This window comes from Streptomyces sp. NPDC007095 (assembly GCF_040634475.1).
In the GTDB taxonomy this organism is placed as follows: Bacteria; Actinomycetota; Actinomycetes; order Streptomycetales; family Streptomycetaceae; genus Streptomyces.
Window position 1 is genome coordinate 1 of record NZ_JBEYFS010000007.1, and the last position, 25023, is coordinate 25023.

Consider the following 25023-nt stretch of genomic DNA (forward strand, 5'->3'; position numbering starts at 1 on the left):
GCCACCCACCGCGGCCCGCACCATCCAGCCCGTCCGGCGATTGAGGACGACGCCGTTCAGGCCGATGCTGGGGTCCAGGGCCCCAGCCCCCGGCGGGGGCTGGGGCAGAGCCCCAGAGGGATGGGACGGGTAGGGGCGGCGGGGGCGAGGGACTCAGGTGCGGGACACGTTGCGTTCGTAGACCAGGCGCAGACCGATCAGCGTGAGCCACGGCTCGTGCTCGTCGATGACGGAGGACTCGCCGAGAACCATCGGCGCCAGCCCACCCGTGGCGATGACGGTGACGTCGTCAGGGTCCTCCGCCAGCTCGCGCACCATCCGGTTGACGACGCCGTCGACCTGCCCCGCGAACCCGTAGATGATCCCGGACTGCATCGCCTCGACGGTGTTCTTGCCGATGACCGCCCGAGGCCGAGCCACCTCGATCTTGCGCAGCTGAGCCCCCTTGACGCCGAGCGCGTCCACGGAGATCTCGATACCGGGCGAGATGACACCGCCGACGTACTCACCGCGCGCACTCACCGCGTCGAACGTGGTCGCCGTACCGAAGTCGACGACGATCGCCGGCCCTCCGTAGAGCTCGACGGCGGCGACCGAGTTGATGATGCGGTCCGCGCCGACCTCCTTGGGGTTGTCGGTGAGGATCGGCACGCCGGTCTTGACGCCGGGCTCGACCAGCACGGCGGGCACGTCGCCGTAGTAGCGGCGGGTCACCTCGCGCAGTTCGTGCAGCACGGACGGGACGGTGGCGCAGATCGCGATGCCGTCGATGCCGTCGCCCAGTTCCTCGCCGAGCAGCGGATGCATGCCCATCAGGCCCTGGAGGAGCACGGCGAGCTCGTCGGCGGTGCGGCGGGCGTCCGTGGAGATGCGCCAGTGCTCGACGATCTCCTCGCCGTCGAAGAGACCGAGGACGGTGTGCGTGTTGCCGACATCGATGGTGAGCAGCATGGGTCCTACTCCGCCTCGTCCGTCGAGGCCTGGTCCGACGCTTCGTCCGTCGACGCCTCGCGCAGGTCGAGGCCGATGTCCAGGATCGGCGAGGAGTGGGTCAGCGCGCCCACGGCCAGGAAGTCGACGCCGGTCTTCGCGTACACCCCGGCGTTGGCCAGCGTGAGCCGCCCCGAGGCTTCGAGGAGCGCCCGGCCCTCCACGATGGCCACCGCCTCCTCGCACTCGACGGGCGTGAAGTTGTCGAGAAGGATCAGGTCGGCGCCCGCGTCCACGACCTCGCGCAGCTGGTGCAGCGTGTCGACCTCGACCTCGATCGGCACCTCCGGGAAGGCCTCGCGGACGGCCTCGAAGGCCTGGGCGACGCCGCCGGCGGCGACCACGTGGTTGTCCTTGACCAGCGCCGCGTCCGACAACGACATGCGGTGGTTGACGCCGCCGCCCATGCGCACCGCGAACTTCTCCAGGGCGCGCAGGCCCGGCGTCGTCTTGCGGGTGTCGCGCACGCGGGTGCTGGTGCCCTCCAGGGCGTCAGCCCACGCGCGTGTGGCGGTCGCGATGCCGGACAGCCGGCACAGCAGGTTCAGCGCGCTGCGCTCGGCGGTGAGGAGGTCGCGGGTGCGGGTGGTGACGCTGAGGAGCTTCTGGCCCTCCTCGACCCGGTCGCCGTCCTCGACGTGCCGCTCCACCTCGAACTCGTCGGTGCAGACCACGGAGATGACCGCCTCGGCCACCCGCAGGCCCGCGACGACGCCCGCGTCACGGGCGACGAAGTCGGCGGTGGAGACGGCGTCCTCGGGGATGGTCGCGACGGTCGTCACGTCCACCCCGTGGTCGAGGTCCTCCTGCATGGCGACGTTCGCGATGTCCTCGACCTCCAGGGGGTCGAGCCCGGCGTCGGCGAGGAGCTGGGCGAGCGCGGGGTCGAGGCCGCACTCCATGTACGTGTCGTCGTCCGCTTCGGCGCCGCAGCCGCAGCCGTCGCCGCAGCCGCCGCTCTGGGCGAGGGGAAGGTCGGGGGTGCTCACTGCTGTCACTGCTCCTGAAGGCGCTGGGGCACGGGGGTCCCCCCTGGTCGGGGGGAGCCGGAGGTTTGCGGGAGGGTCGGAGGGAAGTCTGCGGTGTCCGTGGTGTGTACGGCCAGCGAGCGGTCGGGATTCAGCCGTACGACGATGTGGCGGCGCCAGTCGGTGTCGTCGCGGTCGGCGTGGTCCTCGCGCCAGTGGCAGCCACGAGTCTCCTCGCGCAGGCGCGCGGCCGCGACCAGGACCCTGGCCACGCACAGGAGGTTGGTGGCCTCCCAGGTGTCGACGCCGGGCTCGGAGGTCTTGCCGTTCTCGTCGAGGGCGTCGCGGGCGTCGGTGTGGAGCTGCTGGAGCCGGCCGGTGGCGGTCGCGAGGGACTCGGCGGAGCGCAGCACACCGGCGCCCTCCGTCATGATCCGCTGGATCGTGAACCGTGCCTCGGGGGCGAGCAGGGGGTGGGCGGGCTTCTCGGGGTGCGGGACCGGTACGGGCACGCGTGCGTGGAGGCCGTTTTCCGAGCGGCTCCGCGCGATGTCCGCGGCGATGCGCTCGGCGTAGACGAGGCCTTCCAGGAGGGAGTTGGAGGCGAGCCGGTTGGCGCCGTGGACCCCGGTGCAGGCGACCTCGCCGCACGCGTAGAGGCCGGGCACCGTGGTGCGGCCGCGGGCGTCCGTGCGGACGCCTCCGGAGGCGTAGTGGGCGGCCGGGGCGACCGGGACGGGCTCGGTGACCGGGTCGATGCCGTGGGCGCGGCAGGCGGCGAGGATGGTCGGGAAGCGGTGCTCCCACATGTCGGCGCCGAAGTGCCGGGCGTCGAGGTACATGTGCTCGGCGTCCTGCTCCTGCATGCGCCGCATGATGCCCTTGGCGACGATGTCCCGTGGCGCCAGTTCGGCCAGCTCGTGCCGGCCGACCATGAAGCGCACGCCGTCCGCGTCGACCAGGTGGGCGCCTTCGCCGCGCACCGCCTCCGACACCAGCGGCTGCTGGCCCTCGGCGTCCGGGCCGAGGAAGAGCACGGTCGGGTGGAACTGGACGAATTCGAGGTCGGAGACCTCGGCGCCCGCGCGCAGGGCGAGCGCCACGCCGTCGCCCGTGGAGACCGACGGGTTCGTCGTCGCGGAGAAGACCTGGCCCATGCCGCCGGTGGCGAGGACCACAGTGGGGGCGTGGACGGCTCCCACGCCGTCGTGCTGGCCCTCTCCCATGACATGGAGGGTCACACCCGCGGTGCGGCCCTCGGAGTCCGTGAGGAGGTCCAGGACGAGCGCGTTCTCGACCGTGCGCAGGCCACGCGCGCGTACCGCCTCGACGAGTGCCCGGGAGATCTCGGCGCCCGTCGCGTCGCCGCCCGCGTGCGCGATGCGGCGGCGGTGGTGGCCGCCCTCACGGGTGAGTGCCAGCTCGCCTTCGGTGGACTCGTCGAAGTGGGCGCCGGTCTCGATCAGGCGGCGTACGGCGTCGGGGCCCTCGGTGACGAGGATGCGCACGGCGTCCTCGTCGCACAGGCCCGCGCCCGCGACGAGGGTGTCGTCGAGGTGCTGTTCGGGGGTGTCCCCGTCGCCGAGGGCCGCGGCGATGCCGCCCTGCGCCCAGCGCGTGGAGCCGTCGTCGAGGCGGGCCTTGGTGACGACGACGGTCCTCAGGCCCGCGGCCTCGCAGCGCAGTGCCGCGGTGAGGCCCGCGACGCCGGAGCCGACGACCACCACGTCCGCGGTGAGGGCCCAGCCGGGGGCGGGTGCGTGCAGTCGTATGCCAGTACCCGTAGGTGTACCTGTGCCTGTGGCGGTCACGAGGCGGCTCCGAAGGTGAGGGGGAGGTTGTCGATCAGGCGGGTCGTGCCGACCCGGGCGGCGACGGCGAGGACCGCCTCGCCGGTGAAGTCGTCCTCGATGTCGGTGAAGTCGGACGGGTCGACCAGCGCCAGGTAGTCCAGGACCAGCGGCGGCTGGAGGCGGGCGGCCTCGTCCAGGACGAGGCGGGCGGCGGCGCGGACGGCGGCGGGACCGCCGGGTACGGCCTTGGCGACCGCGTGCGCGTCGGCGGCGGCGCGGGATTCGCCGATCGCGCTGAGCGCCTCGGCACGCGCGCGTGTGGCGGGCACTTCGCGGGCCCGGGCGCGCAGGGCCTCCTGGGCGGCGTGCCGGTCGCGGCCCGCGAAGAGTGCCTGGGAGAGGGCGAGGGCGGTGCGCCGCTCCTCGGGCGAGAGGTAGCGGTTGCGGCTGGAGAGGGCGAGCCCGTCCTCCTCGCGCACGGTGGGCACGCCGACGATCTCCACGCCGAAGTTCAGGTCGCGCACCATGCGGCGGATCAGGGCGAGCTGCTGGGCGTCCTTCTGCCCGAACACCGCCGCGTCGGGCCGGGTGAGGTGCAGCAGCTTGGCGACGACGGTGAGCATGCCGTCGAAGTGGCCGGGGCGCACGGCACCCTCCAGGCGCTCGCCCATGGGGCCCGCGGAGAGGCGGACCTGGGGGTCGCCGCCGGGGTAGACCTCGTCCACGAAGGGGGCGAACACGGCGTCCGCGCCCGCCTCCTCGGCGATCTTGAGGTCGGCGTCGAGGGTGCGCGGGTAGCGGTCGAGGTCCTCGCCCGCGCCGAACTGGAGCGGGTTCACGAAGACCGTGACGACGACTTCGCCCTCGGGCCCGGCGATCTCGCGGGCGGCGCGGATCAGCGTGGCGTGGCCCTCGTGCAGGGCGCCCATGGTCATCACGACGGCCCGGCTGCCGCGGCGTACACGCGCGTGCAGCTCGTCGGCGGTGCGCAGCAGGGTGGTGGTCATCGGTCGCTCCCGTCGTCAGGCAGGGTCGCGCCGTCGGCGAGTACCCCGAGGAGGTCCTCGGCGAGTTCCGGCTTCAGCAGTCCGTGGGCCAGCGCCCGGTCGGCGGTCGCGCGGGCCATGGCGAGATAGCCGGCGACGGTCCCCGGGGCGTGCTTGCGCAGTTCGGCGACGTGCGCGGCGACCGTGCCGGCGTCCCCGCGCGCGACGGGCCCGGTGAGGGCGGCGTCGCCCGACCTGAGGGCGTTGTCGAGGGCGGCGCCGAGCAGCGGGCCGAGCATCCGGTCCGGGGCCTCCACGCCGGCGGTGCGCAGCAGTTCCATGGACTCGGCCACCAGGGTCACCAGGTGGTTGGCGCCGAGCGCGAGGGCCGCGTGGTAGAGCGGGCGGGACTCCTCGGCGATCCACTCGGGCTCGCCGCCCATCTCGATCACCAGGGCCTCGGCGGCCAGGCGCAGCTGTTCGGGCGCGGTGACTCCGAAGGAGCATCCGGCGAGCCGCTGCACGTCCACGGGGGTGCCGGTGAACGTCATGGCGGGGTGCAGCGCGAGCGGCAGGGCGCCCGCCCTGAGCGCCGGGTCGAGCACCCGCGCGCCGTACCGCCCGGAGGTGTGCACGAGCAGCTGTCCGGGCCGGATGGCGCCCGTCTCTGCGAGCCCCTCGACGAGCCCGGGCAGCGCGTCGTCCGGGACGGTCAGCAGGACCAGGTCGGAGCGCTCCAGGACCTGCGCCGGGGAGAGCAGCGGCACGTCGGGCAGGAGCAGCGCGGCGCGCCGCCTGGAGGCGTCGGAGACCCCGGAGACGGCCACCGGGCGGTGTCCGGCGAGCTGGAGCGCCGCGGCGAGGGCGGGGCCGACCCGGCCCGCGCCGACAACGCCGACGGTGAGCCGCGCGGGGCGGTCCTTGGGGTCTGGCTGGGGGAATGTACTCACTCGACGGCGGCCTTCCGTTCCAGTCCGCTCGGGGTACCGGACGATTTCTCGTCATGTTAACGCGATTGGTTCGAGCGCCGTTTTCGTTGTCCACAGGCTGTGGGTTTCCGCAGGTCGCGAGGGGTGCGGAAAACGAGGATGCCGAGGCGGGGCTGTGCGCGACATCATCCGGGGATGAGCGATACGGCGGAAGCGACGGCGGGACAGGACCCGGAGACGGCGGGGCAGGACCCGGAGAGTGCGGGCCAGGATCCGGAGAGTGCGGGCCAGGATCCGGAAGAGGCAGCCGAGCGGCTGCGGGAGCGGCGGCGTGCCGCACTGCGGGCGGCCCGGCGCGTGCTGTGGCGGCCCAGCCACCAGCACACGGTCCGGGAACGGCTGGCCTGGCTGCACGACGGCGCCGAGGGCGTGTACGACCTCGACCGGCCCGTCGACATGTACGGCGGCCAGATCGTCGAGACCCTGGAGGAGCGCGTCGCGGGCCTGCTCGGCAAGGAGGCGGCCGCCTTCTTCCCCACCGGCACCATGGCCCAGCAGGTCGCCCTGCGCTGCTGGGCGGGCCGTACCGGGAACCCGACCGTCGCGCTCCATGCGCTCGGCCACCCCGAGGTCCATGAACGGCAGGCGTTCAGCCAGGTCAGCGGCTTGCGCCCGGTGCGGGTGACCGACGAGCCCCGGCTGCCCACGGCACAGGAGATACGGGACTTCGAGGAGCCCTTCGGGGCGCTGCTGCTCGAACTGCCGCTCAGGGACGCCGGTTTTGTGCTGCCCTCCTGGGAGGAACTCTCCGAGGTCGTGGAGGCCGCCCGGGATCGTGACGCGGTGGTCCACTTCGACGGGGCCCGCCTGTGGGAGTGCACCTCGCACTTCGGCCGCCCGCTGGACGAGATCGCGGGCCTCGCGGACAGCGTCTACGTGTCGTTCTACAAGTCGCTCGAAGGCTTCGGCGGGGCGGCGATCGCGGGCCCGAAGACGCTGATCGACGAGGCGAAGACCTGGCGGCACCGGTACGGCGGCATGATCCTCCAGCAGTTCCCCACGGTGCTCGCCGCGCTCATCGGCCTGGACCGGGAGCTGCCCCGGCTGCCGGAGTACGTCGACCACGCGCGCGGGGTCGCCGCCGCCCTGCGCAAGGGTTTCACGGAGGCCCAGGTCCCCTGGGCGCGCGTCCACCCGGAAGAACCGCACACCCACCAGTTCCAGGTCTGGCTGCCGTACGACCCCGACGTCCTCACGGACGCGGCGCTGCGGCAGACCGAGGAGACGAAGACCTCGCTCTTCTCCCAGAGCTGGATGCGGGGCGGTCCGGGGCTCGCGCTCACCGAGGTCACGGTGGCGGCGCCCGGTCTGGAGTGGACGGCGCAGGACGTACGGGCGGCCGTCCGGGAATTCGTCGAGCGACTGCCCGGCTGACCGCACACTGAGTCCTGCGCCCGGCCGACCCCGCACGGACGCCGACGGTCGGCCACCCCGCACGGAGGTCAGCGGCCCGGGTACGGCCGCCGTCCGCGCAGCCACCGGCCCAGGGCCTGGCGTATCCGCCCGTGGGCCGGGCGGCCCGCCACGACGGCCCGGAACCGCCGGAGGTCGCGCAGCTCACGGGCGACCTGCCAGTCGTGCGCGCCGGGCGCCGGAGGGGCCGGCTCGCCGTGCCGGCGGGCCCGGTAGCTGTCGAGCTGGTACTGCTGGGTGATGCTCATGGCTCATCGCCTCTCGGGACGGAAACGCACGACGGGAGGGGGATCCGAAGGCCCGCGGTTGCCCCGGTCGTCCCAGATTGCGCCCGTCCTCGGTGGCTGTCGCCTCGATTGACGGTCGCCGTCAATCGAGGACTGCGTTGTCAGTGGCGGGGTGCACCATGAGGTCATGAGCGTGCACATCGACGTCACCGGGCTGCGGCAGGAGCGGATCTCCGTCGTGCCGTCGCCCCTGGCCGAGCTCTGCATGGCGCTGCACGCGCTGTCCGAGCCGGGTCACCACCCCGGGCTGCAGGGCTGGGCGACCGGTGTGACGGCCCGGCTCGACTCGCATCTCGCGGACCGGATGTGCGAGGCCGACTTCCTGTGGCGGACGACGTTCTCGGACCTGTTCCTGCCGTACGCGGGGATTCCCGGCAGGACCACGCTCCCGGGCGCCACGCTCGCCGAGGAGCTGGACCTGCTCGACAAGCTGACCGACGAGCAGTTCGTGGACGCCGCCCTGGAGTTCACCTGCGCGCTTCCGTACGCGGCGCCGGGCCGGGACACGCTCTCCGACCCGGAGTTGCAGCAGCGCGCGCTGGAGCTGGCCGCCGCGCGCGGACCCCAGCAGGTGCGGTTCAGCAAGCGGCTGCTGGACGATCCGCCGCAGATCCGGGCATGGCTGCGGCAGTTCCTGGAGGACTGCGACGAGGCCTTCTTCGCCGAGACCTGGTCCCGGCTGCGCCACCAGCTCGCGGCGGACGCCCGCCACAAGACGGACCTCCTGCGGCACAAGGGCCTGGCCGAGGCCATGGCCTCGGTGTCCCCGGCGGTGACGCTCGACGAGACCGGCCGGACGATCACGGTCGACAAGCTGGGCCAGGGCCAGACGGCCACCGGGGAGGGCGGGCTCCTCCTCGTGCCGACCAGTCTCGGCTGGCCGCACCTGATGGTGCTGCACCGCTACGGCTGGCAGCCGGTGCTGCACTACCCGGTCGGTTCCCCGGAGCTCACGGCACCGTTCTCGCTGGAGCAGCTGACCCTGCGGATGACCGCCCTGTCCCATCCGGTCCGGATGCGGATCTGCCGCAGCCTGGCCCGCAGCGCGTTCACCACAGGCGAGCTGGCACAGGTGAACGGGATGACGGCCCCGGAGATATCACGGCACCTGGGCGTGCTGAAGAAGGCGGGCCTGATCACCACGAGGCGCCGCGGGCGGTACGTGCTGCACCAGCTCGACGTCAGCGTCGTGGCCCGGCTGGGCAGCGACTTCCTTGAGGGCATCCTGCGCTGAGCCCTGCGGACCCACGTCGGGCTCGTCGGCTCCACGTCGAGCCCGGCAGCCCGCGTCGAGCCCAGCAGACCGCGTCGAGCCCAGCAGACCGCGTCGAGCCCGGCAGACCCATGTCAGCCGCTCCGGAGGCTCAGTCGAACCGGATGTGCTTGGCGCCGGTCCACGCCCGCCGCAGCCGCCCCCGCACCACCCCGTCCTTGTTCGGCGTCAGCGTCAGCCCCGCGAGCACGGCGATCCGGTCTGCCGTCTTGGCGACCGTCGTGTGATCGGTCCACAGGTGCTCCGCGAACTCCGGCTCGCGCAGCCGCTCCAGGCAGTCGTCGAGCTGCCGCACGGCCCAGCTCTCGTGCCGCAGCGGGGCGTCCTTCCCGGCGACGTACTGCAGGAGGTGTCCGAAGCCGCGCTCGCGCAGCCGCTTCAGTACGGTCTCGCGCTCGGCGAGGAGCGCGAAGTGCCGTACGTCGTGGCCCAGTTCGGTAAGCCGCCCGACCGTCTCCTCGAAATAGCGGGCGTTGGTGACCGTCATGGGGGCGATGACCACGCCGTCGTGTTTGCCGAGAGCGAGGTCGAGCACCTCGACCACACCCTGTCGCCAGGACGCCAAGTCCTGGAAGTCCCCGCGCAGTTCGGGCGGCAGCATGCGGCGCAGCCCGAAGCCGGCGTGTTCCGGGTCGCAGACGACGCTGCCGGGCAGCCGCCGCTGGATCTCGTGTGCGGTCTGTGTCTTGCCGCCCCCGAAGGGGCCGTTGATCCACAGGAGCATGCGCAGACCCTAGTGGGCCCCGGTCACGCCCCGGTCACGCACCCACGATCGCCCCGTCGGCCCGGATCAGCGGTGCCCGTCCCGGATCAACGCTGCCCGCCCGCCCGTACGAGCCCCGTCTCGTAGGCGAGGACCACCACCTGCACCCGGTCCCGCAGCCCCAGCTTGGTCAGGATGCGCCCCACATGCGTCTTCACGGTGGCCTCGGACAGCACGAGACGGGCCGCGATCTCGCCGTTCGACAGACCCTGCGCGACCAGCACCATCACCTCGCGCTCGCGGTCGGTGAGCCGCTCCAGCTCCTTGTGCTGGGGCTCCTTGCCGACGTGGGGCAGCATCGGCGCGAACCGGTCGAGCAGGCGCCGGGTGGTGGAGGGCGCGACCACGGCGTCACCGCTGTGCACGGAGCGGATGGCGGTGAGCAGCTCGCCGGGCGGCACGTCCTTGAGCATGAAGCCGGAGGCGCCCGCCTTCAGCCCGGAGAAGGCGTACTCGTCGAGGTCGAAGGTGGTGAGGATCAGCACCTTCGGCGGGTTGGGATCCGAGCAGATGCGACGGGTGGTCTCCACACCGTCCAGCTTCGGCATGCGTACGTCCATCAGCACCACGTCGACCGCGGTCGACCGCAGGACCTGGAGGGCCTCGACGCCGTCGCCCGCCTCGGCCACGACCTCCATGTCCGGCTGGGCATCGAGCACCATCCGGAAGCCGGTGCGCAGCAGCACCTGGTCGTCGACGAGCATCACGCGGATCGCCATCGGGGTCTCTTCCCTCTCCATCAACGGTCAAAAAGCTTTGGAACTGGCCAAAAGGTGTCGTTACAGGTGTCAGTGAGCCGACTTGAGCGGCAGCAGGGCACTGATGCGGAAGCCTCCACCGGGGCGCGGCCCCGCGTCCAGAGTGCCGCCGACCATACCGACACGCTCGCGCATCCCGATCAGGCCGTGCCCCTGGCCGTCGGCGCCGCCCTCCTCGTACAGCTCGTGGGGCGCGCCCTTGCCGTCGTCCTCGACCAGCAGTCCGAGCCCGTCGTCGAAGTAGACCAGGCGCACGCTCGCGCCCGCGTTCGGGCCACCGTGCTTGCGTGTGTTGGTGAGCGCCTCCTGGACGATCCGGTACGCCGTGAGCTCCACCCCGCTGGGCAGCGGGCGCGGGGTGCCCTCGACCTTGAAGTCGACGGGCAGGCCCGAGGTGCGGCACTGCTCGATGAGGTCGTCGAGCTGCTCGACGTCGGGCTGCGGCACGTACTCACCGCTCTCCTGGTGCTCGCCGGTGCGCAGCACGCCGAGCAGACGGCGCATCTCGGCGAGGGCCTGGCGGCCGGTCCCGGAGATGGTCTCGAGGGCCTTCCTGGCCTGCTCGGGGGCGGCGTCCATGACATACGCGGCACCGTCCGCCTGGACCACCATCACCGAGACGTTGTGCGCGACCACGTCGTGCAGTTCTCGGGCGATCCGGGCGCGCTCGGCGGCGACGGCCACCTTGGCCTGCGCCTCGCGCTCCTTCTCCAGGCGGGCGGCGCGCTCCTCCAGCTGGGCGAGGTAGGCCCGGCGGGTGCGGATGGAGTCACCGAGGACCCAGGCGAGCGCGAACGGAACCGTCTGGAAGATCACTATCAGGACGGCGCCCAGCGGGCCCTGATCCCTCAGGGGCCAGCGGAGCTGCCCGACGGTCGCCGCGCACAGGCCGCCGATCAGCCCGAGGCGCGAAGCCCAGCGGGCACCGTCCGCGGCGACGGTGTAGATGATCACCAGCATCGCGAAGTCCGCGGGCGCCGGCGGGACGTCCAGGACCACCTGTGCGACACCTACCACTGCGGCCAGGACCAGCATCTTCTCGGGCATGAGGCGGCGCAGCGCGACGACCGCACTCAGTACGACGGCGATCGGGAGCGCCGCGGCGAGCGACCCGCGCTGGTCGGAGGCGCCGTTGACATTGGTCAGGCTCACGCCGGAGATCCCGAGCAGGACGACGGCCCAGAAGCTGTCGACCCACGTCGGGTGCCTGCGGAGGAAGTCATAGAGGCGCTGCACGTAACCCAGCGTAGGGAAGCATGCAGTGTGCAGGGGTCAACCGGAGGGTCGATCCGCAAGAGGCGCTCGTACTCCCCAAGGTGGATGCTCCCCCGCCCGGGACGGCTAGGGCCCGTCTTTCAGGTGGGCCTAGCCTGGTGCAGTGAGACGTGTGGTGACAGGTACGTGGCGAGGTTGGCGCGAGGCCACGGAGGAGGCCCTGTACGGGCCCTCCGGCTTCTATCGCGGGCCCGAGGGGCCGGCCGGGCACTTCCGTACGTCGGTGCACGCGTCCCCGCTGTTCGCCGCGGCCGTCGCCCGGCTGCTGTGCCGGGTCGACGAGGCCCTCGGCCGCCCTGCCGAGCTCGCCTTCGTGGACATGGCGGCGGGCCGCGGTGAGCTGGTGACCGGTGTCCTCGCCGCGCTCCCCGCCGAAGTGGCCTCCCGCGTGCGCGGGTACGCCGTCGAGCGCGCCGACCGCCCCGCCGGTCTCGATCACCGGATCGAGTGGCTCACCCGGCCCCCAAAGAAAATCACCGGGCTGCTGTTCGCCAACGAGTGGCTGGACAACGTGCCGGTGGACGTGGCGGAGGTGGACGCGACGGGCGTACCCCGGCTGGTTCTCGTACGGGATGACGACGGGGCCGAGCGCCTGGGTGAGCCCGTGACCGGGCCGGCGGCGGAGTGGCTGCGGAGGTGGTGGCCGCTGCCCCCCGAAGAGGCGCCTTTCCCGGGGACGCCCCCCGAAGAGGCGCCTTTCCCGGGGACGCCCCCCGAAGAGGCGCCTTTCCCGGGGACGCCCTCCGAAGAGGCGCCCTTCGAGGGGGCCCGCGCCGAGATCGGCCTCCCTAGAGATGCCTCTTGGGCCAGTGCGGTCGCCTCCGTGGACCGGGGTCTCGCCGTCGCCGTCGACTACGCGCACTTCGCCGCCGCGCGACCGCCTTTCGGGACACTCACCGGCTTCCGCGAGGGCCGGGAGACGGTGCCCGTGCCGGACGGCTCGTGCGACATCACGGCGCATGTGGCGCTGGACGCGTGCGCGCTGGCCGGAGGACGCGTGGTGACCCAGCGGGCGGCCCTGCGCGCGCTCGGCGTGAGCGGCGCCCGGCCGGCGCTCTCGCTCGCCGCCACGGACCCCACCGCCTACGTACGCGCTCTGGCGGACGCAGGGGAAGCCGCCGAACTCACCGCGACCGGCGGCCTGGGTGACTTCGGCTGGCTGCTCCAGCCGGTTGGAATTCCAAACCCGATGATCGGCGGCCTGCCTGCCGACGATCCGCTGGCCGACGGCCTGCTTGTCGACGGCCTACTTGTCGATGTCCCCGACCACGAAGAACAGTGACCCCAGGATCGCCACCATGTCCGCGACCAGCGTCCCGGGCAGCAGCTCCACCAGCGCCTGGATGTTGTTGAACGAGGCCGAGCGCAGCTTCAGCCGGTACGGGGTCTTCTCGCCCTTGCTGACCAGGTAGTAACCGTTGATCCCGAGGGGGTTCTCGGTCCAGGCGTAGGTGTGTCCCTCGGGCGCCTTCAGGACCTTCGGGAGGCGCTGGTTGATCGGCCCGGGCGGAAGGTCCGCGAGCCGGTCGAGACAGGCGTCCGCGAGGTCGAGCGCGTTGTGCGTCTGCCCGAGGAGGCACTCGAAGCGGGCCAGGCAGTCACCCTCCTGGCGGGTGACGACCTTCAGGGTGTCCTGGAGCTCCCCGTAGGCGAGGTACGGCTCGTCCCGGCGCAGGTCGAAGTCGACGCCCGAGGCGCGCGCGATCGGCCCGCTCACTCCGTAGGCGTGCACGGTCTCCGGCACGAGGGCGCCCACGCCCCGCGTACGTCCCCGGAAGATCTCGTTGCCGAGCACCAGGTCGTCGTACACGCCCATCCGCGAGCGCAGGGCCGTGACGGCGCCGCGCGCGCGGGTCGTCCAGCCGGCCGGAAGGTCCTCCTTGAGACCGCCGACGCGGTTGAACATGTAGTGCATGCGGCCGCCGGAGATCTCCTCCATGACGTGCTGGAGTTCCTCGCGCTCCGTGAAGGCGTAGAAGATCGGGGTGATCCCGCCCAGCTCCAAGGGGTACGAGCCCAGGAACATCAAGTGGTTCAGGACCCGGTTGAGCTCCGCCAGGAGTGTGCGCATCCACACAGCGCGCTCGGGGACCTCCATGCCGAGCATCCGCTCCACGGCGAGGACCACGCCCAGCTCGTTCGAGAAGGCGGAGAGCCAGTCGTGGCGGTTGGCGAGCATGACGATCTGGCGGTAGTCACGGGCCTCGAAGAGCTTCTCCGCGCCGCGGTGCATATAGCCGATCACCGGCTCCGCGTGCTGGATCCGCTCACCGTCCAGGACCAGCTTCAGCCGCAGCACACCGTGCGTGGACGGGTGCTGGGGTCCGATGTTGAGCACCATGTCGGTGCTCTCCGCGGCGCCGCCGATACCGACCATGGTCTCCGTCGTAGGAGTCATGGGGACAGTCTGTCGTACGTACCCTTGCGGCATGGATACGGGGAGCGCGGAGACCGCGGGAAACACCGTGGGAAGCACGGCGGCGGAGCCGGTCTGGACCGGGCTGCCGCCGGGGCTGCTGCGGATGCGCCGGCTGCTGCTGGTGGTGTGGCTGGGACTGCTGACGATCGTCCTTGGGCTGCTTCTCGCGGTGTTCGCGGGCGCCGTCTGGGCGGCCTTCGCGCTGCTGCCGTTGGCCATGCTGGTGTGGGGCTGGGGAATGCTGGGGCGCAACTGGCGCTCCTGGCGGTACGCCGAGCGCGCGGACGACCTGCTGATCAGCCGGGGTGTGCTGTTCCGCGAGGAGACCGTGGTGCCGTACGGGCGGATGCAGCTGGTCGAGGTGACCTCCGGCCCCGTGGAGCGGCACTTCGGGCTGGCGAGTGTGCAGCTGCACACGGCGGCCGCCGCGACCGACGCGTGCATCCCGGGCCTGGACCCGGCCGAGGCCGAGCGGCTGCGTGACCGGCTGACCGAGCTGGGCGAGGCCCGATCGGCGGGGCTGTGAACACGCCGGCGCCCGGCACGGAGGACGCCATACCGGAGGAGAAGCCGCTGCTGGAGCGGCGGCTGCACCCCGTGACACCGTTCCGGCGCGCCTGGGCGCCGGTCGCCGTGGTCGCCGGATGGGCCGTGCACGACCCCAACCAGGCGCAGGAGCAGCTGACCAGGCTGACGACGACCGCGCTGCTCATCGGGCTCGCCGTCGTCGTCCCGGCGGCCGCCCTCTACGGCTTTCTGAGCTGGTGGTTCACGCACTTCGCGGTGACCGAGACCGAACTGCGCATCCGTACCGGCCTGTTGTTCCGGCGCACCGCGCACATCCGGCTCGACCGGCTGCAGGCCGTCGACGTCACCCAGCCGCTGCTGGCCCGCGTCGCGGGCGTCACCAAGCTCAAACTCGACGTCATAGGAACGGACAAGAAGGACGAACTCGCCTTCCTCGGCGAGGACGAGGCCCGTGCCCTGCGCGCCGAACTCCTCGCCCGCGCCGCCGGTTTCGCCCCCGAGACGGCTCACGAGGTCGGCGAGGCGCCGGTGCGGCAGCTGCTGCACGTGCCTGCGGGCTTCCTCGCCGTCTCGCTCGTCCTCACCGGCGCCACCTGGGGTTCCCTGGCCGCCGCGCTCGTCGTACCCCCGTTCCTGTGGTTCACCACCCACAGCGTGTGGACGGTCCTCGCCACCGGGGTGCCACTGCTCGGCGCCGCGGGCGCGAGCAGCGTGGGACGGTTCGTCGGCGAGTACGACTGGACGGTGGGCGAGTCGCCGGACGGGCTGCGCATCGATCACGGCCTCCTCGACCGTACGCACGAGACGGTGCCGCCCGGACGTGTGCAGACCGTACGGATCGTCGAACCGCTGCTGTGGCGGCGTCGCGGCTGGGTACGGGTGGAACTCGACGTGGCGGGGTCCTCGAACTCCGTCCTCGTGCCCGTCGCTCCGCGCGAGGTCGCCGAGTCGGTGATCGCGCGGGTGCTGCCAGGGGTGACGGTGCCGTCCGGCCTGTCCCGGCCGCCGCGCCGGGCCTGGTGGTGCGCGCCGCTGTGGTGGCGGGGGTACGGGCTCGCCGTCACCGACACCGTCTTCGCGGCGCGTCACGGGCTGCTGCGCCGCCGCCTCTCGCTCGTACCGCACGCGAAGGTGCAGAGCGTACGGCTGGCACAGGGGCCCTGGGAGCGCTTCAGGGGCGTCGCCGACGTCCATGTGGACACGGGGGCCAACCAGACGGTGACGGCGCGGCTGCGGGACGCCTCGGAGGCCGCGGAGCTTCTTCAGGCGCAGGCCGACCGGTCACGGACGGGTCGGCGCGAGGCCCGGCCGGACCGGTGGATGGCGTGAGACCGCGGGAGACCGCGTGACATGACGTAAGCCGATGTGAATCGGCGTGAATCGGGGTGCGGCCCGAGATCGCGTGAGGGCAGTGGCCCGAGCCACTGCCCTCATGTGAGTGAGTCACAGGCGGCCTCAGGAAGCCGCGGTCCGCAGCTCCGTCAGGTCGATGTGTTCGGTCTCGTCGTGCGCGGTCAGGTCGATGACCTGGCCGACACCGCGGGACCCCTCGTCGACGGGCTTGAAACCGGACTCGGCCTCGGCCTTGTGCAGGGCGAGCGCCTCCTGTCCGACCACGTCCGCGAGGTCCTCGTTCTGCATGGCCTCCATGGCGGCCGAGGACGTCCCCTTCTGCGTACCGAAGAAGTCGAACCCGCCCTCGACCGAGGGGCGCCGCACGGGCGCGGCCGGGGCGACGGCCACCGCGGTCGGAACGGTGAAGTGCCCGGAGGCACGGGCGGGCTTCGTAGGCTTCACCGGGTGGGCCGCCGGGGCGGCCGGCTCCGCCTCGATGGACGCCGCGCGTGCGGCGGGAACGTGCAGCGCCGCCGTCTTGGCGTCGGTCAGGGGGCGGTTGCCCTTCGGAGGACCGTCCGTCGGGGGTTCTCCGTCTTCGGACCCTCCTTTGGCGGGCTCTCCCTCGGCGAGCTCTCCCTTGGCGGACTCGCGCTCGTCGGAGGCGGGGGCATCGGCATCAGCCCCGGAATCCGAGGCGGCCGCGGTTTCGGCCCCGGCCTCGGTGTCGCCTTCGGCTTCGGTGCCGGGCTTCGCATCGTCGTCCGGATCGGTGTCCGGGTCGGTGTCCGCGTCTTCTGTGTCCGCGTCGGAGACGTCGGTCGCCGCATCGCCGGTCGTGATCCGGCTCAGCGCGGCGTCGGCACGCAGGAAGAGCGACGACCCGGCCGGGGAGAAGACCTGTGGAGACACGGGCACGTCCGCCGCCTCCTCGGCGGCGTCCTCCGCCTCTACGGTGGTCACGTCTTCGCCGGTGACACCGCCCTCGGTGTCCTCCCGCGTGCCTTCGCCCGCGACCTCGTTCATGTCCTCGTCCGTAGCAGCCACGCCCTCGGGAGCCTCCGGCTCCGCCGAGTCCACGGCGTCCACGGATTCCGCGGACTCCACGGTCTCCGCCGCGGCGGGCAGCGCGCGAGCGGGGGCCACCGTCTCTATCTCGAGCAGCCGGCGACCCTCCAGGGCGCTCGCGCGCTCCGTCTCCGCCGTGGCGTACCGCCGCAGCAGCGCCGCGTGTTCGTTGCGCAGGCCGGCCAGCTCCGCCCGCTTCGCGCGCAGCTTGTGCTCGAGCTTGGTGCGCAGCTCGCGCGACTCGTCGAGGTCGGTCTCGAGCTCGGCGACGCGCTCCTCGTGACGCCACTCGTCACTCGCACGCGCGCGCGTGAGGTCCGCGACACGCTTGCCCGCCGCCGTGTCCCAGCGGCGCATGACGACGCCGCCCACGACGGCGGTCACCGCGGCGGCCGCGGCCAAGGCGCGGAGCACCGTTGGTTCCGTGAACAGCCAGGGCCCCACGGCGCAGACGAGCGAGACGCCTGCGATCGCCGAAGGAGGCAGCAGCCGGTGCAGAGGTGGGGAATGGCGGTGACGTCCACGTGGCATGGCCAGAAACTTACCGCGCGTAGGCGAATCTTGGAGCCCCGCCCGGTAAAAACACGGCCACCCCAGGGGCTTCACACCGCCTCAGCCGCCTATAAGGGCAACTCCTTGTCCCACAAGGGCTCCCGCTTGCCCCGCAATGCGGCTGCTTGTTGATCAATTCCCTTGAGTTCGCGTCATTCGAGAGATTCGAGGGACTCCAGGAATTCCAGGAGGCTCGGCGCGTATCACGAGGGCCCCCACGTATTCGGGGACGCCGGTCAGCGGTCGCTCAGCCGCCCGCTGAGCCACTGAAGCGTCGCCGGGATCTCCCGCCGCCACGTGTTGAAGTTGTGGCCGCCGCTGTCGAGGATTATCGACGCGATCCGGGTGCGGTGCTTGGACTGCACGAGGCTGATGAACTTGAGGGTCTCCTTGTAGTTGTGCTCGCCCACCTTGCTGCTGGTGACCAGCAGCGATGTGTCGGGGGCGGGCTTGTGCTGCATGAACCAGCGCAGGTCCGCGCTGTTGCGCAGCTCCTTGTTCCCGTGGAAGAGGTCGCCCGTCGTGGGGTCGATCGGTGCCTTGTAGTACGGCGACAGACCCGCCGCGGCGGCGTACGCCTCGGGGTGGTGCAGCGCCAGCTTCAGCGCGCAGTAGCCGCCCGTGGAGTCGCCGACGATGCCCCAGCTTCCGGGCTTTTTGCCCACCCTGTAGTGAGCCGACACGGCATCGGGGAGGTCTTTGGCGAAGAACTTCTCGGTCTGCGGACCGCCCGGGATGTCCACGCACTCCGTGTCCCGCGGGGGCGCGACCGTCGGCCTCATCATGACGAGGATCATCGGCTGCATCTGCCCGTTCTTGGACAACTCGTGGGCCGTCTGCGGATAGTGCAGACCCTTGATGAGCGCCGCGGCGGTGCCCGGGTAGCCGGTGAGGATCGTGACCGCCGGGAAAGTGCGGGTGCGGTAACGCGACTGGAAGTACTCGGGGGGAAGGTAGACGAACGCGGGCGTGGCGATGTGCGTCGTACGGCCGACGATGTCGACCTTCTGGATCTGGCCGCCGATCTGCGGCCGGGTCCCGCCCGCCACGTTCACCGGCTGGGTGTCGACCACTTGGAGAGGCCCCCCACCGGAACCGCCCCGGCCGCCGTGGTAGACGACCACGCCCTGGCCGCTCTCCTGACCGAAGAGGTCCGCCCAGCTCGCGTAGAACCCGAACGCCTGGTTGGCGTACAGACCGATCGAAGCGAAGATCGTCACCTGGGTGACCAGAAGCAGTCCGACCCGTCCGCTGACGGCCCGCCAGTTGCGTCGCGCCAGCCGCGGCCACCACCACACCGTGCCGACGAACAGCAGCACGGCGAACAGAACCGCCAGCACCAGCACCTTGTTGCTCGTGAGACCCATGAGCTGTCCTGCCTGCGCTTTCCGTCCCGGGCCGCCCCGCTCCTTCGCGGGGCCTTGCCCTGGACTTTCCTTGCCTTTTGAACCGGCTTTCCGCTGGGGAGTGAACCTGACTCCCCAAGACACCGTCCTAGAGGGCGCAATGTCGCCGGATGCCGGAATGGCGCCGGATTCAAGGTCTCTCGCAGAACTACGGGATGCGATGTCTGTCAGGATAGATGGGGAAATGTCGAGCGAGGTTCCAGACCGCACGGGCAGGACGCGACGCATACTCCGTGGTCCGCGCCCAGAGGTCGTTCCCGCCCTCGTCGCCAGGGCCTGCACCCTCGTAGGGGTGCTGGACATCGCCGCGGGGGTCTTCCCGCGCTTCCGGCGCAGCCGTATGCACGCCATGGCCGAGGTGCTGCCGGGCTCGTTCGGCCCCTTCGCCGCGGCGCTGTCGCTCAGCGCGGGCGTACTCCTGCTGCTGCTCGCTCATGGACTGCGGCGCCGCAAGCGCCGGGCGTGGCGGGCCGCCGTGGTCCTGCTGCCGGCGGGTGCCGTCGCCCAGTTCGCGTACCGCCATTCGATCATCGGCGTCGTCCTCTCCGTGGCGCTGCTCGCGCCGCTGCTGCGCCACCGGAGCGAGTTCGCCGCCCTGCCCGACCCGCGCAGCCGCTGGCGCGCGCTCGCCAACTTCGTCCTCATGGGCGCCGGTTCCCTCGCCCTCGGACTGGTCATCGTCAGCGCCCACCAGAACCGGATGGTCGGCGACCCGAGCCTGGCCGACCGCATCACGCACGTCCTGTACGGCCTGGTCGGCTTCGAAGGCCCCGTCGACTACGCCGGGTCCACATCCTGGACGGTCGCCTTCTCGCTCGGCGCGCTCGGCTGGCTGACCGCCGTCACGACGATCTACCTGGCCTTCCGGCCCGAACACCCCGCCGCCCGCCTCACGGAGGACGACGAGACCCGGCTGCGGGCCCTGCTGGACAAGCACGGCGGCCGTGACTCGCTCGGCCACTTCGCGCTCCGCCGCGACAAGGCCGTCGTCTTCTCCCCCAGCGGCAAGGCGGCCGTCACCTACCGCGTCGTCTCCGGCGTGATGCTCGCCAGCGGCGACCCCATCGGTGACGTCGAGGCCTGGCCCGGCGCCATCGAACGCTTCATGGACGAGGCCAAGGCCCACTCCTGGACCCCCGCCGTCATGGGCTGTTCGGAGACGGGCGGCGAGGTGTGGACCCGCGAGACCGGCCTCGACGCCCTCGAACTCGGCGACGAGGCGGTGGTGGACGTCGCGGATTTCTCCCTGTCCGGACGCGCGATGCGCAACGTGCGTCAAATGGTGAAGCGCATCGAACGGGCTGGCTACGAGACCCGGGTGCGGCGCATCCGTGACCTCAGCGAGGGCGAGCTGGAGCGGATACGGCGTGCGGCCGAGGCCTGGCGCGGCACGGACACCGAGCGCGGCTTCTCCATGGCGCTCGGCCGCATCGGCGACCCGTCCGACGGCGACTGCCTGATCGCCACCGCCCACAAGGCGGACGACGCGCTCGGCCCGTACGGCGACCTGAAGGCCGTCCTGCACTTCGTCCCCTGGGGCACGGACGGGGCCTCCCTCGACCTCATGCGCCGCGACCGCTCGGCCGACCCCGGCATGAACGAGCTCCTCATCGTGGCGGCGCTCGAGGCGTCCCCGCGTCTGGACATCAAGCGGATCTCGCTCAACTTCGCGATGTTCCGCTCGGCGCTGGCACGCGGCGAGAAGATCGGCGCGGGGCCGGTGCTGCGGGCCTGGCGAGGCCTGCTCGTCTTCCTCTCGCGCTGGTTCCAGATCGAGTCCCTGTACAAGTTCAACGCGAAGTTCCGCCCCCGCTGGGAGCCCCGCTTCGTCGTCTACGGCTCCTCCCGCGACCTCCCGCGCATCGGCTTCGCCGCCATGCAGGCCGAGGGCTTCGTGAACCTGGCCCTCCCGAGCCTGCTGCGCCGCCGCGCACGGGCTCCGCGCCCCTGCGCCCACGGCGTGGCGGAACGCGGGGTCAGGGCGGCGTAGCCCCGGTCAGGGCGGCGTAGCCCCCTTGAACAGGCCCGAGCGAGGGCCCCTACCCCAGCCCTGGGGACCCTCGCTCGGGCCGTGGCCTCTCCTGGGCCCGATATCAAGACGTCCGCCCTTTTCAAGGCGACTGCTCACCCGAACGAGACCCCACCCCGAAGGCGCTCCTCACCCTCCCGAGACCACACCCCGACGGGACTGCCTGGCCGACCGCGTCAGGTGGGTGCGCGGGAAACAGGCCGCGAAGCGGCCGAAAGACCCGGACCGGAGCGAACCCGCAGACGATTCGGCCCTCCGCCGGAGGCCTAGGCTGGACGTATGAACTCCGAGCGCCGCCGCGGCCACGTCGCGGGACTGCCGACCTGGGACCGCTGCGCGGTCATGGGGGTCGTCAACGTGACCCCCGATTCCTTCTCCGACGGCGGCCGCTGGTTCGACACGACGGCCGCCGTCAAACACGGCCTCGACCTGGTCACCGAGGGCGCCGACCTGGTGGACGTCGGCGGTGAGTCCACCCGCCCCGGCGCGACCCGCGTCGACGAGGCGGAAGAGCTCAAGCGCGTCATCCCGGTCGTCCGCGGCCTCGCCTCCGAGGGCGTCACCGTCTCCGTCGACACCATGCGCGCATCCGTCGCCGAGCAGTCGCTCGCCGCGGGCGCCGCCCTCGTCAACGACGTGAGCGGCGGTCTCGCCGACCCCGCGATGATCCCCGCCGTCGCCGCGGCCGGCGCACCCTTCGTGGTCATGCACTGGCGCGGCTTCCTCGAGGGCGGCAACGTGAGGGGGACATACGCGGACGTCGTCTCCGAAGTCGCCGACGAGCTGCACGCACGTGTGGAGGCCGTTCTGGCGGGCGGCATCGCCCCCGACCGCATCGTCGTCGACCCGGGCCTCGGCTTCTCCAAGGACTCCGAGCACGACCTGTCGCTGCTCGCCCACCTCGACCGGCTGAGCGAACTCGGCCACCCCCTGCTCGTCGCCGCCTCCCGCAAGCGGTTCCTGGGCCGCGTACTGGCGGGCCCTGAGGGCGCCCCGCCGCCGGCCCGCGAACGGGACGCCGCCACCGCCGCCGTCTCCGCGCTCGCCGCCCACCAGGGTGCCTGGGCGGTTCGCGTCCACGAGGTACGGGCCACCGCCGACGCCGTACGAGTCGCCCGGGCCGTAGAGGGAGCCCAGTGAGCGCACCCCGCACCGACATCGAGCAGGTCGAACTCGCCAACACCGCCTTCTACGAGGCACTCGAGCGAGGTGACTTCGAAGGACTGTCGTCGCTGTGGCTGGCCCCCCTGGACACCGCCGACGACGACATCGAGGGCGACGGCGCGGTGATCTCCTGCGTCCACCCCGGCTGGCCGGTCCTCAACGGCCGTGGCGAGGTCCTGCGCTCGTACGCGTTGATCATGGCGAACACGGAGTACATCCAGTTCTTCCTCACGGACGTGCACGTCTCCGTCACGGGCGACACCGCGCTGGTGACCTGCACCGAGAACATCCTCAGCGGCGGCCCCGCCCCCGACGACAGCGACGAGCTCGGCCCGCTCGTCGGCCAGCTGGTCGTCGCCACGAACGTGTTCCGCCGCACGGCCGACGGCTGGAAGCTCTGGTCGCACCACGCCTCACCCGTACTCGCCGAATCGGGCGAGGACGAGGACGAGGACACCCCCGGCTGAGGACGAGAACACCCCAGCTGAGCCCCCGGACACCCCCGGTCGGGTGGGCGGGCGGTCCACGGGCACCAAGGAGTGGTTGGAATCACGAACCGCTGGGTAGGGGCGGCTACCAACCCGTGAGCCGCCGTGTTCCCCAGGGGAAACGCCCGATGAAGCCTCATGACCATCATGTGGGCGCGCGTACCCGCGGGCGAGCTCTGTCAGTGCCCGCAGGTAGATTCGTTTGAGGCCGGTGCGCCGACCGCACTCGGTGGACATCGGCCGCTACCGACGATTGCAGGAGTGATTCGCGTGGATCGTGTCGCGCTGCGCGGCCTCAAGGCCCGCGGGCACCACGGTGTCTTCCAGAAGGAACGCGAGGAAGGCCAGACCTTCATCGTGGACCTGAAGCTGGGCCTGGACACCCGACCGGCCGCGGCCGAGGACGACCTGTCGAAGACCGTGCACTACGGCATCGTGGCGGAGGAGGTCGTGGCCGTCGTCGAGGGCGAGCCCGTCGACCTCATCGAGACCCTCGCCGAGCGCATCGCCCAGACCTGCCTGAAGCACGACGGGGTCCAGGAGGTCGAGGTCTGCGTGCACAAACCGGACGCGCCGATCACGGTCCCCTTCGACGACGTGACCGTCACGATCACCCGGAGCCGAGTATGACCGCCTACTTCACCGAGGGTCAGAGCGACCCGACCGTACAGCCGGTGCCCGCCTCCGTGGTCGAGCGGGTGGACGCCGCCGACACGACCCTGCAGAACCCGAAACGGGCGGTGCTCTCCCTCGGCTCGAACCTGGGCAACCGCCTGGAGACCCTTCAGGGCGCCGTCGACGCCCTGGAGGACACCCCTGGCCTCCGCGTCAAGGCGGTCTCCCCCGTCTACGAGACGGAACCCTGGGGCGTCGAACCGGGCAGCCAGCCGACGTACTTCAACGCGGTGGTGGTCCTCAAGACCACCCTCCCGCCGTCCTCGCTCCTGGAGCGGGCACACGCGATCGAGGAGGCCTTCCACCGCGTACGGGACGAGCGCTGGGGCCCGCGCACGATCGACGTGGACATCGTGGCGTACGCCGATGTCGTCTCCGGCGACCCGGTCCTGACCCTCCCTCACCCGCACGCCCACGAACGGGCCTTCGTACTGGCTCCCTGGCACGACGTGGAGCCCGAGGCCCAGCTGCCCGACCGCGGCCCCGTGGCCCACCTGCTCACCGCCGTCACCCGGGAAGGTGTCCTGCCCCGGCCCGACCTGGAACTCCGGCTGCCCGAGTAGTCGTTAAGGTCAGGACGACCAAGACGGGCTTACAAGAGGGGCAAAGGGACAACAACGTGAAACAGCTGCGCATCAGGACGCTGGCAGCCGTGTTCGTCGTGGCCGGTGTGCTGTCCTGGGCGGGCGCACGCCTGTGGAGCGCGGTGGGGACCCTCCCGCGGGTCCCGCTGGCCGCCCCCATCGTCCTGGCCCTGATCGCCGTCGTCCTGCTGTCCACGGCCCTCTCGCTGCGCGCCCGCCTCAAGGCCCAGCGTGAACGCCGCCCCGGCGCCAAGGGCGTCGACCCTCTGATGGCGGCCCGCGCGGTCGTCTTCGGCCAGGCGAGCGCCCTGGTCGCGGCCCTGGTGTCGGGCATGTACGGCGGTACGGGCGCGTTCCTGCTCGAGTCCCTGGACATCCCCGCCCGTCGCGACCAGGCCATCTACGCCGGTTTCTCGGTCCTCGCCGGCATCGCCGTGATAGCGGCCGCCTTCTTCCTGGAGCGTGTATGCAAGCTCCCGGAGGACGACGACAACGAACACGGGGGCGCGGCCCCCGTCGCCTGACGGACGGGGCGCGCAGCGGGCGTGCGGGCCGGGGCGCTAACGCGCCATGATCAGGCTCATCGCCTCGTTGCGGGTGGCGGAATCGCGCAGCTGGCCGCGCACGGCCGAGGTGATGGTCTTCGCGCCGGGCTTGCGCACCCCGCGCATCGACATGCACATGTGCTCGCACTCCACGACGACGATCACACCGCGCGGCTCCAGGATCTCCATCAGGGAGTCGGCGATCTGCGTGGTGAGCCGTTCCTGGACCTGCGGCCGCCGGGCGTAGACGTCCACGAGCCGGGCCAGCTTCGACAGACCCGTGATCTTGCCGTCCGTGGACGGGATGTAGCCGACATGGGCCACGCCCACGAACGGCACCAGGTGGTGCTCACAGCTGCTGAGGACCTCGATGTCCTTCACGAGCACCATCTCGTCGTGTCCGAGGTCGAAGGTGGTCGTCAGCACGTCCTCGGGCTTCTGCCACAGCCCCGCGAATATCTCCCTGTACGCCCTGGCGACCCGGCCGGGCGTCTCGCGCAGTCCCTCGCGGTCCGGGTCCTCGCCGACCGCGATGAGAAGTTCCCGTACGGCGTTCTCGGCGCGCTTCTCGTCGAACTCGCCGATCACACCTTCGCCGTCCAGCGTCACGGGGTCGGTCATGTGGTCCTCGTTCCTGTGGATCTTGCGCGTGCTGGTCGACGCGTCCAAAACGTGCGGTCGTGCGAAAATGCCGCGCCCCCCAGGCTAGAACCTGGGGGGCGCGGCATCCATTCC

24 protein-coding genes are annotated in these 25023 nt (G+C 71.8%); 11 read left to right on the forward strand and 13 right to left on the reverse strand.

All coding sequences use genetic code 11. The annotated features are described in order from the left end of the window. Positions 1–153: 153 nt before the first annotated feature. From ABZ656_RS03930 to ABZ656_RS03950, 5 genes are read right to left on the reverse strand one after another with little or no spacing between them, the layout of a single operon-like run. Positions 154–951 carry a type III pantothenate kinase gene (locus ABZ656_RS03930; RefSeq protein ID WP_101399912.1) on the reverse strand — a complete coding sequence of 266 codons (798 nt, stop codon included), beginning with the start codon at positions 949–951 and terminating at the stop codon, positions 154–156. Positions 952–956: 5 nt separating this feature from the next. Then, entirely contained in the window at positions 957–1979 is a 1023-nt protein-coding gene (gene nadC, locus ABZ656_RS03935; RefSeq protein ID WP_360264194.1) for a carboxylating nicotinate-nucleotide diphosphorylase, read from the reverse strand. Positions 1980–1984: 5 nt separating this feature from the next. Next, positions 1985–3769, reverse strand: a complete 1785-nt coding sequence (locus tag ABZ656_RS03940) for an L-aspartate oxidase (protein ID WP_101399910.1) — start codon at positions 3767–3769, stop codon at positions 1985–1987. Beyond that, on the reverse strand, positions 3766–4758 hold the full coding sequence (gene panC, locus ABZ656_RS03945; RefSeq protein WP_101399909.1) for a pantoate--beta-alanine ligase: 993 nt from the start codon (positions 4756–4758) through the stop codon (positions 3766–3768). Before panC ends, ABZ656_RS03940 begins: the two co-directional genes overlap by 4 nt. Beyond that, the gene (locus tag ABZ656_RS03950) at positions 4755–5687 is read right to left on the reverse strand and encodes a DUF2520 domain-containing protein (RefSeq protein WP_075032433.1); all 933 of its coding nucleotides are present in this window, start codon (positions 5685–5687) and stop codon (positions 4755–4757) included. The genes panC and ABZ656_RS03950 overlap by 4 nt, the downstream gene beginning before the upstream one ends. A 174-nt stretch (positions 5688–5861) precedes the next feature. On the opposite strand from ABZ656_RS03950, the gene ABZ656_RS03955 reads away from it, so the two are divergent. Beyond that, the gene (locus ABZ656_RS03955) at positions 5862–7100 is read left to right on the forward strand and encodes a beta-eliminating lyase-related protein (protein WP_360264199.1); all 1239 of its coding nucleotides are present in this window, start codon (positions 5862–5864) and stop codon (positions 7098–7100) included. Between the two features lie 68 nt (positions 7101–7168). Here the strand turns inward: ABZ656_RS03955 and ABZ656_RS03960 are convergent, their stop codons facing one another. Next, positions 7169–7387, reverse strand: coding sequence for a hypothetical protein (locus ABZ656_RS03960; RefSeq protein WP_101399906.1), 219 nt, complete (start codon positions 7385–7387; stop codon positions 7169–7171). A 166-nt stretch (positions 7388–7553) separates the two neighbouring features. Here ABZ656_RS03960 and ABZ656_RS03965 point away from each other — a divergent pair, with 166 nt between their 5' ends. Next, complete coding sequence (locus tag ABZ656_RS03965) at positions 7554–8660, forward strand: DUF5937 family protein (RefSeq protein ID WP_360264203.1); 1107 nt, start codon at positions 7554–7556, stop codon at positions 8658–8660. A 130-nt stretch (positions 8661–8790) separates the two neighbouring features. Here the strand turns inward: ABZ656_RS03965 and ABZ656_RS03970 are convergent, their stop codons facing one another. The 3 genes from ABZ656_RS03970 to ABZ656_RS03980 form a co-directional block, all read right to left on the reverse strand. Continuing rightward, positions 8791–9423, reverse strand: a complete 633-nt coding sequence (locus ABZ656_RS03970; protein ID WP_168494249.1) for an AAA family ATPase — start codon at positions 9421–9423, stop codon at positions 8791–8793. An 86-nt stretch (positions 9424–9509) separates the two neighbouring features. After that, the gene (locus tag ABZ656_RS03975) at positions 9510–10181 is read right to left on the reverse strand and encodes a response regulator transcription factor (RefSeq protein WP_101399904.1); all 672 of its coding nucleotides are present in this window, start codon (positions 10179–10181) and stop codon (positions 9510–9512) included. A gap of 69 nt (positions 10182–10250) precedes the next feature. After that, complete coding sequence (locus tag ABZ656_RS03980) at positions 10251–11456, reverse strand: sensor histidine kinase (RefSeq protein ID WP_101399903.1); 1206 nt, start codon at positions 11454–11456, stop codon at positions 10251–10253. A 151-nt stretch (positions 11457–11607) separates the two neighbouring features. Between ABZ656_RS03980 and ABZ656_RS03985 the strand changes: the two genes are divergently transcribed. Next, complete coding sequence (locus tag ABZ656_RS03985; RefSeq protein WP_360264208.1) at positions 11608–12777, forward strand: SAM-dependent methyltransferase; 1170 nt, start codon at positions 11608–11610, stop codon at positions 12775–12777. Here ABZ656_RS03985 and ABZ656_RS03990 read toward each other — a convergent pair. Further along, positions 12742–13893 carry an NADH-quinone oxidoreductase subunit D gene (locus ABZ656_RS03990; RefSeq protein ID WP_101399901.1) on the reverse strand — a complete coding sequence of 384 codons (1152 nt, stop codon included), beginning with the start codon at positions 13891–13893 and terminating at the stop codon, positions 12742–12744. The two genes, ABZ656_RS03985 and ABZ656_RS03990, sit on opposite strands and share 36 nt — an antisense overlap. Positions 13894–13924: 31 nt before the next feature. Here ABZ656_RS03990 and ABZ656_RS03995 point away from each other — a divergent pair, with 31 nt between their 5' ends. Beyond that, complete coding sequence (locus tag ABZ656_RS03995; protein ID WP_101399900.1) at positions 13925–14440, forward strand: PH domain-containing protein; 516 nt, start codon at positions 13925–13927, stop codon at positions 14438–14440. Then, a complete protein-coding gene (locus ABZ656_RS04000) occupies positions 14437–15771 on the forward strand; it encodes a PH domain-containing protein (RefSeq protein ID WP_360264213.1) in 1335 nt (444 codons plus the stop codon). The genes ABZ656_RS03995 and ABZ656_RS04000 overlap by 4 nt, the downstream gene beginning before the upstream one ends. A gap of 126 nt (positions 15772–15897) precedes the next feature. Here the strand turns inward: ABZ656_RS04000 and ABZ656_RS04005 are convergent, their stop codons facing one another. Both ABZ656_RS04005 and ABZ656_RS04010 read right to left on the reverse strand, forming a co-directional pair. Further along, positions 15898–17376, reverse strand: a complete 1479-nt coding sequence (locus ABZ656_RS04005; protein ID WP_360264216.1) for a hypothetical protein — start codon at positions 17374–17376, stop codon at positions 15898–15900. Positions 17377–17633: 257 nt separating this feature from the next. Further along, positions 17634–18764 (reverse strand): alpha/beta hydrolase-fold protein, encoded by a 1131-nt coding sequence (locus ABZ656_RS04010; protein WP_101399897.1) that lies wholly within the window; start codon positions 18762–18764, stop codon positions 17634–17636. A gap of 223 nt (positions 18765–18987) precedes the next feature. Between ABZ656_RS04010 and ABZ656_RS04015 the strand changes: the two genes are divergently transcribed. The 6 genes from ABZ656_RS04015 to ABZ656_RS04040 all read left to right on the forward strand — a co-directional run bounded on the left by ABZ656_RS04015 (position 18988) and on the right by ABZ656_RS04040 (position 24267). Then, the gene (locus ABZ656_RS04015; RefSeq protein ID WP_101399896.1) at positions 18988–20793 is read left to right on the forward strand and encodes a phosphatidylglycerol lysyltransferase domain-containing protein; all 1806 of its coding nucleotides are present in this window, start codon (positions 18988–18990) and stop codon (positions 20791–20793) included. A gap of 318 nt (positions 20794–21111) precedes the next feature. Continuing rightward, positions 21112–21972 carry a dihydropteroate synthase gene (gene folP, locus ABZ656_RS04020; protein WP_101399895.1) on the forward strand — a complete coding sequence of 287 codons (861 nt, stop codon included), beginning with the start codon at positions 21112–21114 and terminating at the stop codon, positions 21970–21972. After that, on the forward strand, positions 21969–22463 hold the full coding sequence (locus ABZ656_RS04025) for a nuclear transport factor 2 family protein (protein WP_360264221.1): 495 nt from the start codon (positions 21969–21971) through the stop codon (positions 22461–22463). The genes folP and ABZ656_RS04025 overlap by 4 nt, the downstream gene beginning before the upstream one ends. A 291-nt stretch (positions 22464–22754) precedes the next feature. After that, positions 22755–23114 carry a dihydroneopterin aldolase gene (folB, locus tag ABZ656_RS04030; RefSeq protein ID WP_101399893.1) on the forward strand — a complete coding sequence of 120 codons (360 nt, stop codon included), beginning with the start codon at positions 22755–22757 and terminating at the stop codon, positions 23112–23114. After that, positions 23111–23722 (forward strand): 2-amino-4-hydroxy-6-hydroxymethyldihydropteridine diphosphokinase, encoded by a 612-nt coding sequence (gene folK / locus ABZ656_RS04035; protein ID WP_101399892.1) that lies wholly within the window; start codon positions 23111–23113, stop codon positions 23720–23722. Before folB ends, folK begins: the two co-directional genes overlap by 4 nt. A 56-nt stretch (positions 23723–23778) precedes the next feature. Next, positions 23779–24267, forward strand: a complete 489-nt coding sequence (locus ABZ656_RS04040; RefSeq protein ID WP_101399891.1) for a DUF3180 domain-containing protein — start codon at positions 23779–23781, stop codon at positions 24265–24267. Between the two features lie 36 nt (positions 24268–24303). Here the strand turns inward: ABZ656_RS04040 and folE are convergent, their stop codons facing one another. Then, on the reverse strand, positions 24304–24909 hold the full coding sequence (folE, locus tag ABZ656_RS04045) for a GTP cyclohydrolase I FolE (RefSeq protein ID WP_101403642.1): 606 nt from the start codon (positions 24907–24909) through the stop codon (positions 24304–24306). Between the last annotated feature and the right edge of the window lie 114 nt (positions 24910–25023).

Coding starts and splice junctions, on each gene's coding strand:
- ABZ656_RS03930 (WP_101399912.1), bottom strand. CDS start 951: ATGCTGCTCACCATCGATGTCGGCAACACGCACACCGTCCTCGGTCTC.
- panC (WP_101399909.1), bottom strand. CDS start 4,758: ATGACCACCACCCTGCTGCGCACCGCCGACGAGCTGCACGCGCGTGTA.
- ABZ656_RS03955 (WP_360264199.1), top strand. CDS start 5,862: ATGAGCGATACGGCGGAAGCGACGGCGGGACAGGACCCGGAGACGGCG.
- ABZ656_RS03960 (WP_101399906.1), bottom strand. CDS start 7,387: ATGAGCATCACCCAGCAGTACCAGCTCGACAGCTACCGGGCCCGCCGG.
- ABZ656_RS03965 (WP_360264203.1), top strand. CDS start 7,554: ATGAGCGTGCACATCGACGTCACCGGGCTGCGGCAGGAGCGGATCTCC.
- ABZ656_RS03970 (WP_168494249.1), bottom strand. CDS start 9,423: ATGCTCCTGTGGATCAACGGCCCCTTCGGGGGCGGCAAGACACAGACC.
- ABZ656_RS03975 (WP_101399904.1), bottom strand. CDS start 10,181: ATGGCGATCCGCGTGATGCTCGTCGACGACCAGGTGCTGCTGCGCACC.
- ABZ656_RS03990 (WP_101399901.1), bottom strand. CDS start 13,893: ATGACTCCTACGACGGAGACCATGGTCGGTATCGGCGGCGCCGCGGAG.
- ABZ656_RS03995 (WP_101399900.1), top strand. CDS start 13,925: ATGGATACGGGGAGCGCGGAGACCGCGGGAAACACCGTGGGAAGCACG.
- ABZ656_RS04005 (WP_360264216.1), bottom strand. CDS start 17,376: ATGCCACGTGGACGTCACCGCCATTCCCCACCTCTGCACCGGCTGCTG.
- ABZ656_RS04010 (WP_101399897.1), bottom strand. CDS start 18,764: ATGGGTCTCACGAGCAACAAGGTGCTGGTGCTGGCGGTTCTGTTCGCC.
- ABZ656_RS04015 (WP_101399896.1), top strand. CDS start 18,988: ATGTCGAGCGAGGTTCCAGACCGCACGGGCAGGACGCGACGCATACTC.
- folP (WP_101399895.1), top strand. CDS start 21,112: ATGAACTCCGAGCGCCGCCGCGGCCACGTCGCGGGACTGCCGACCTGG.
- folK (WP_101399892.1), top strand. CDS start 23,111: ATGACCGCCTACTTCACCGAGGGTCAGAGCGACCCGACCGTACAGCCG.
- folE (WP_101403642.1), bottom strand. CDS start 24,909: ATGACCGACCCCGTGACGCTGGACGGCGAAGGTGTGATCGGCGAGTTC.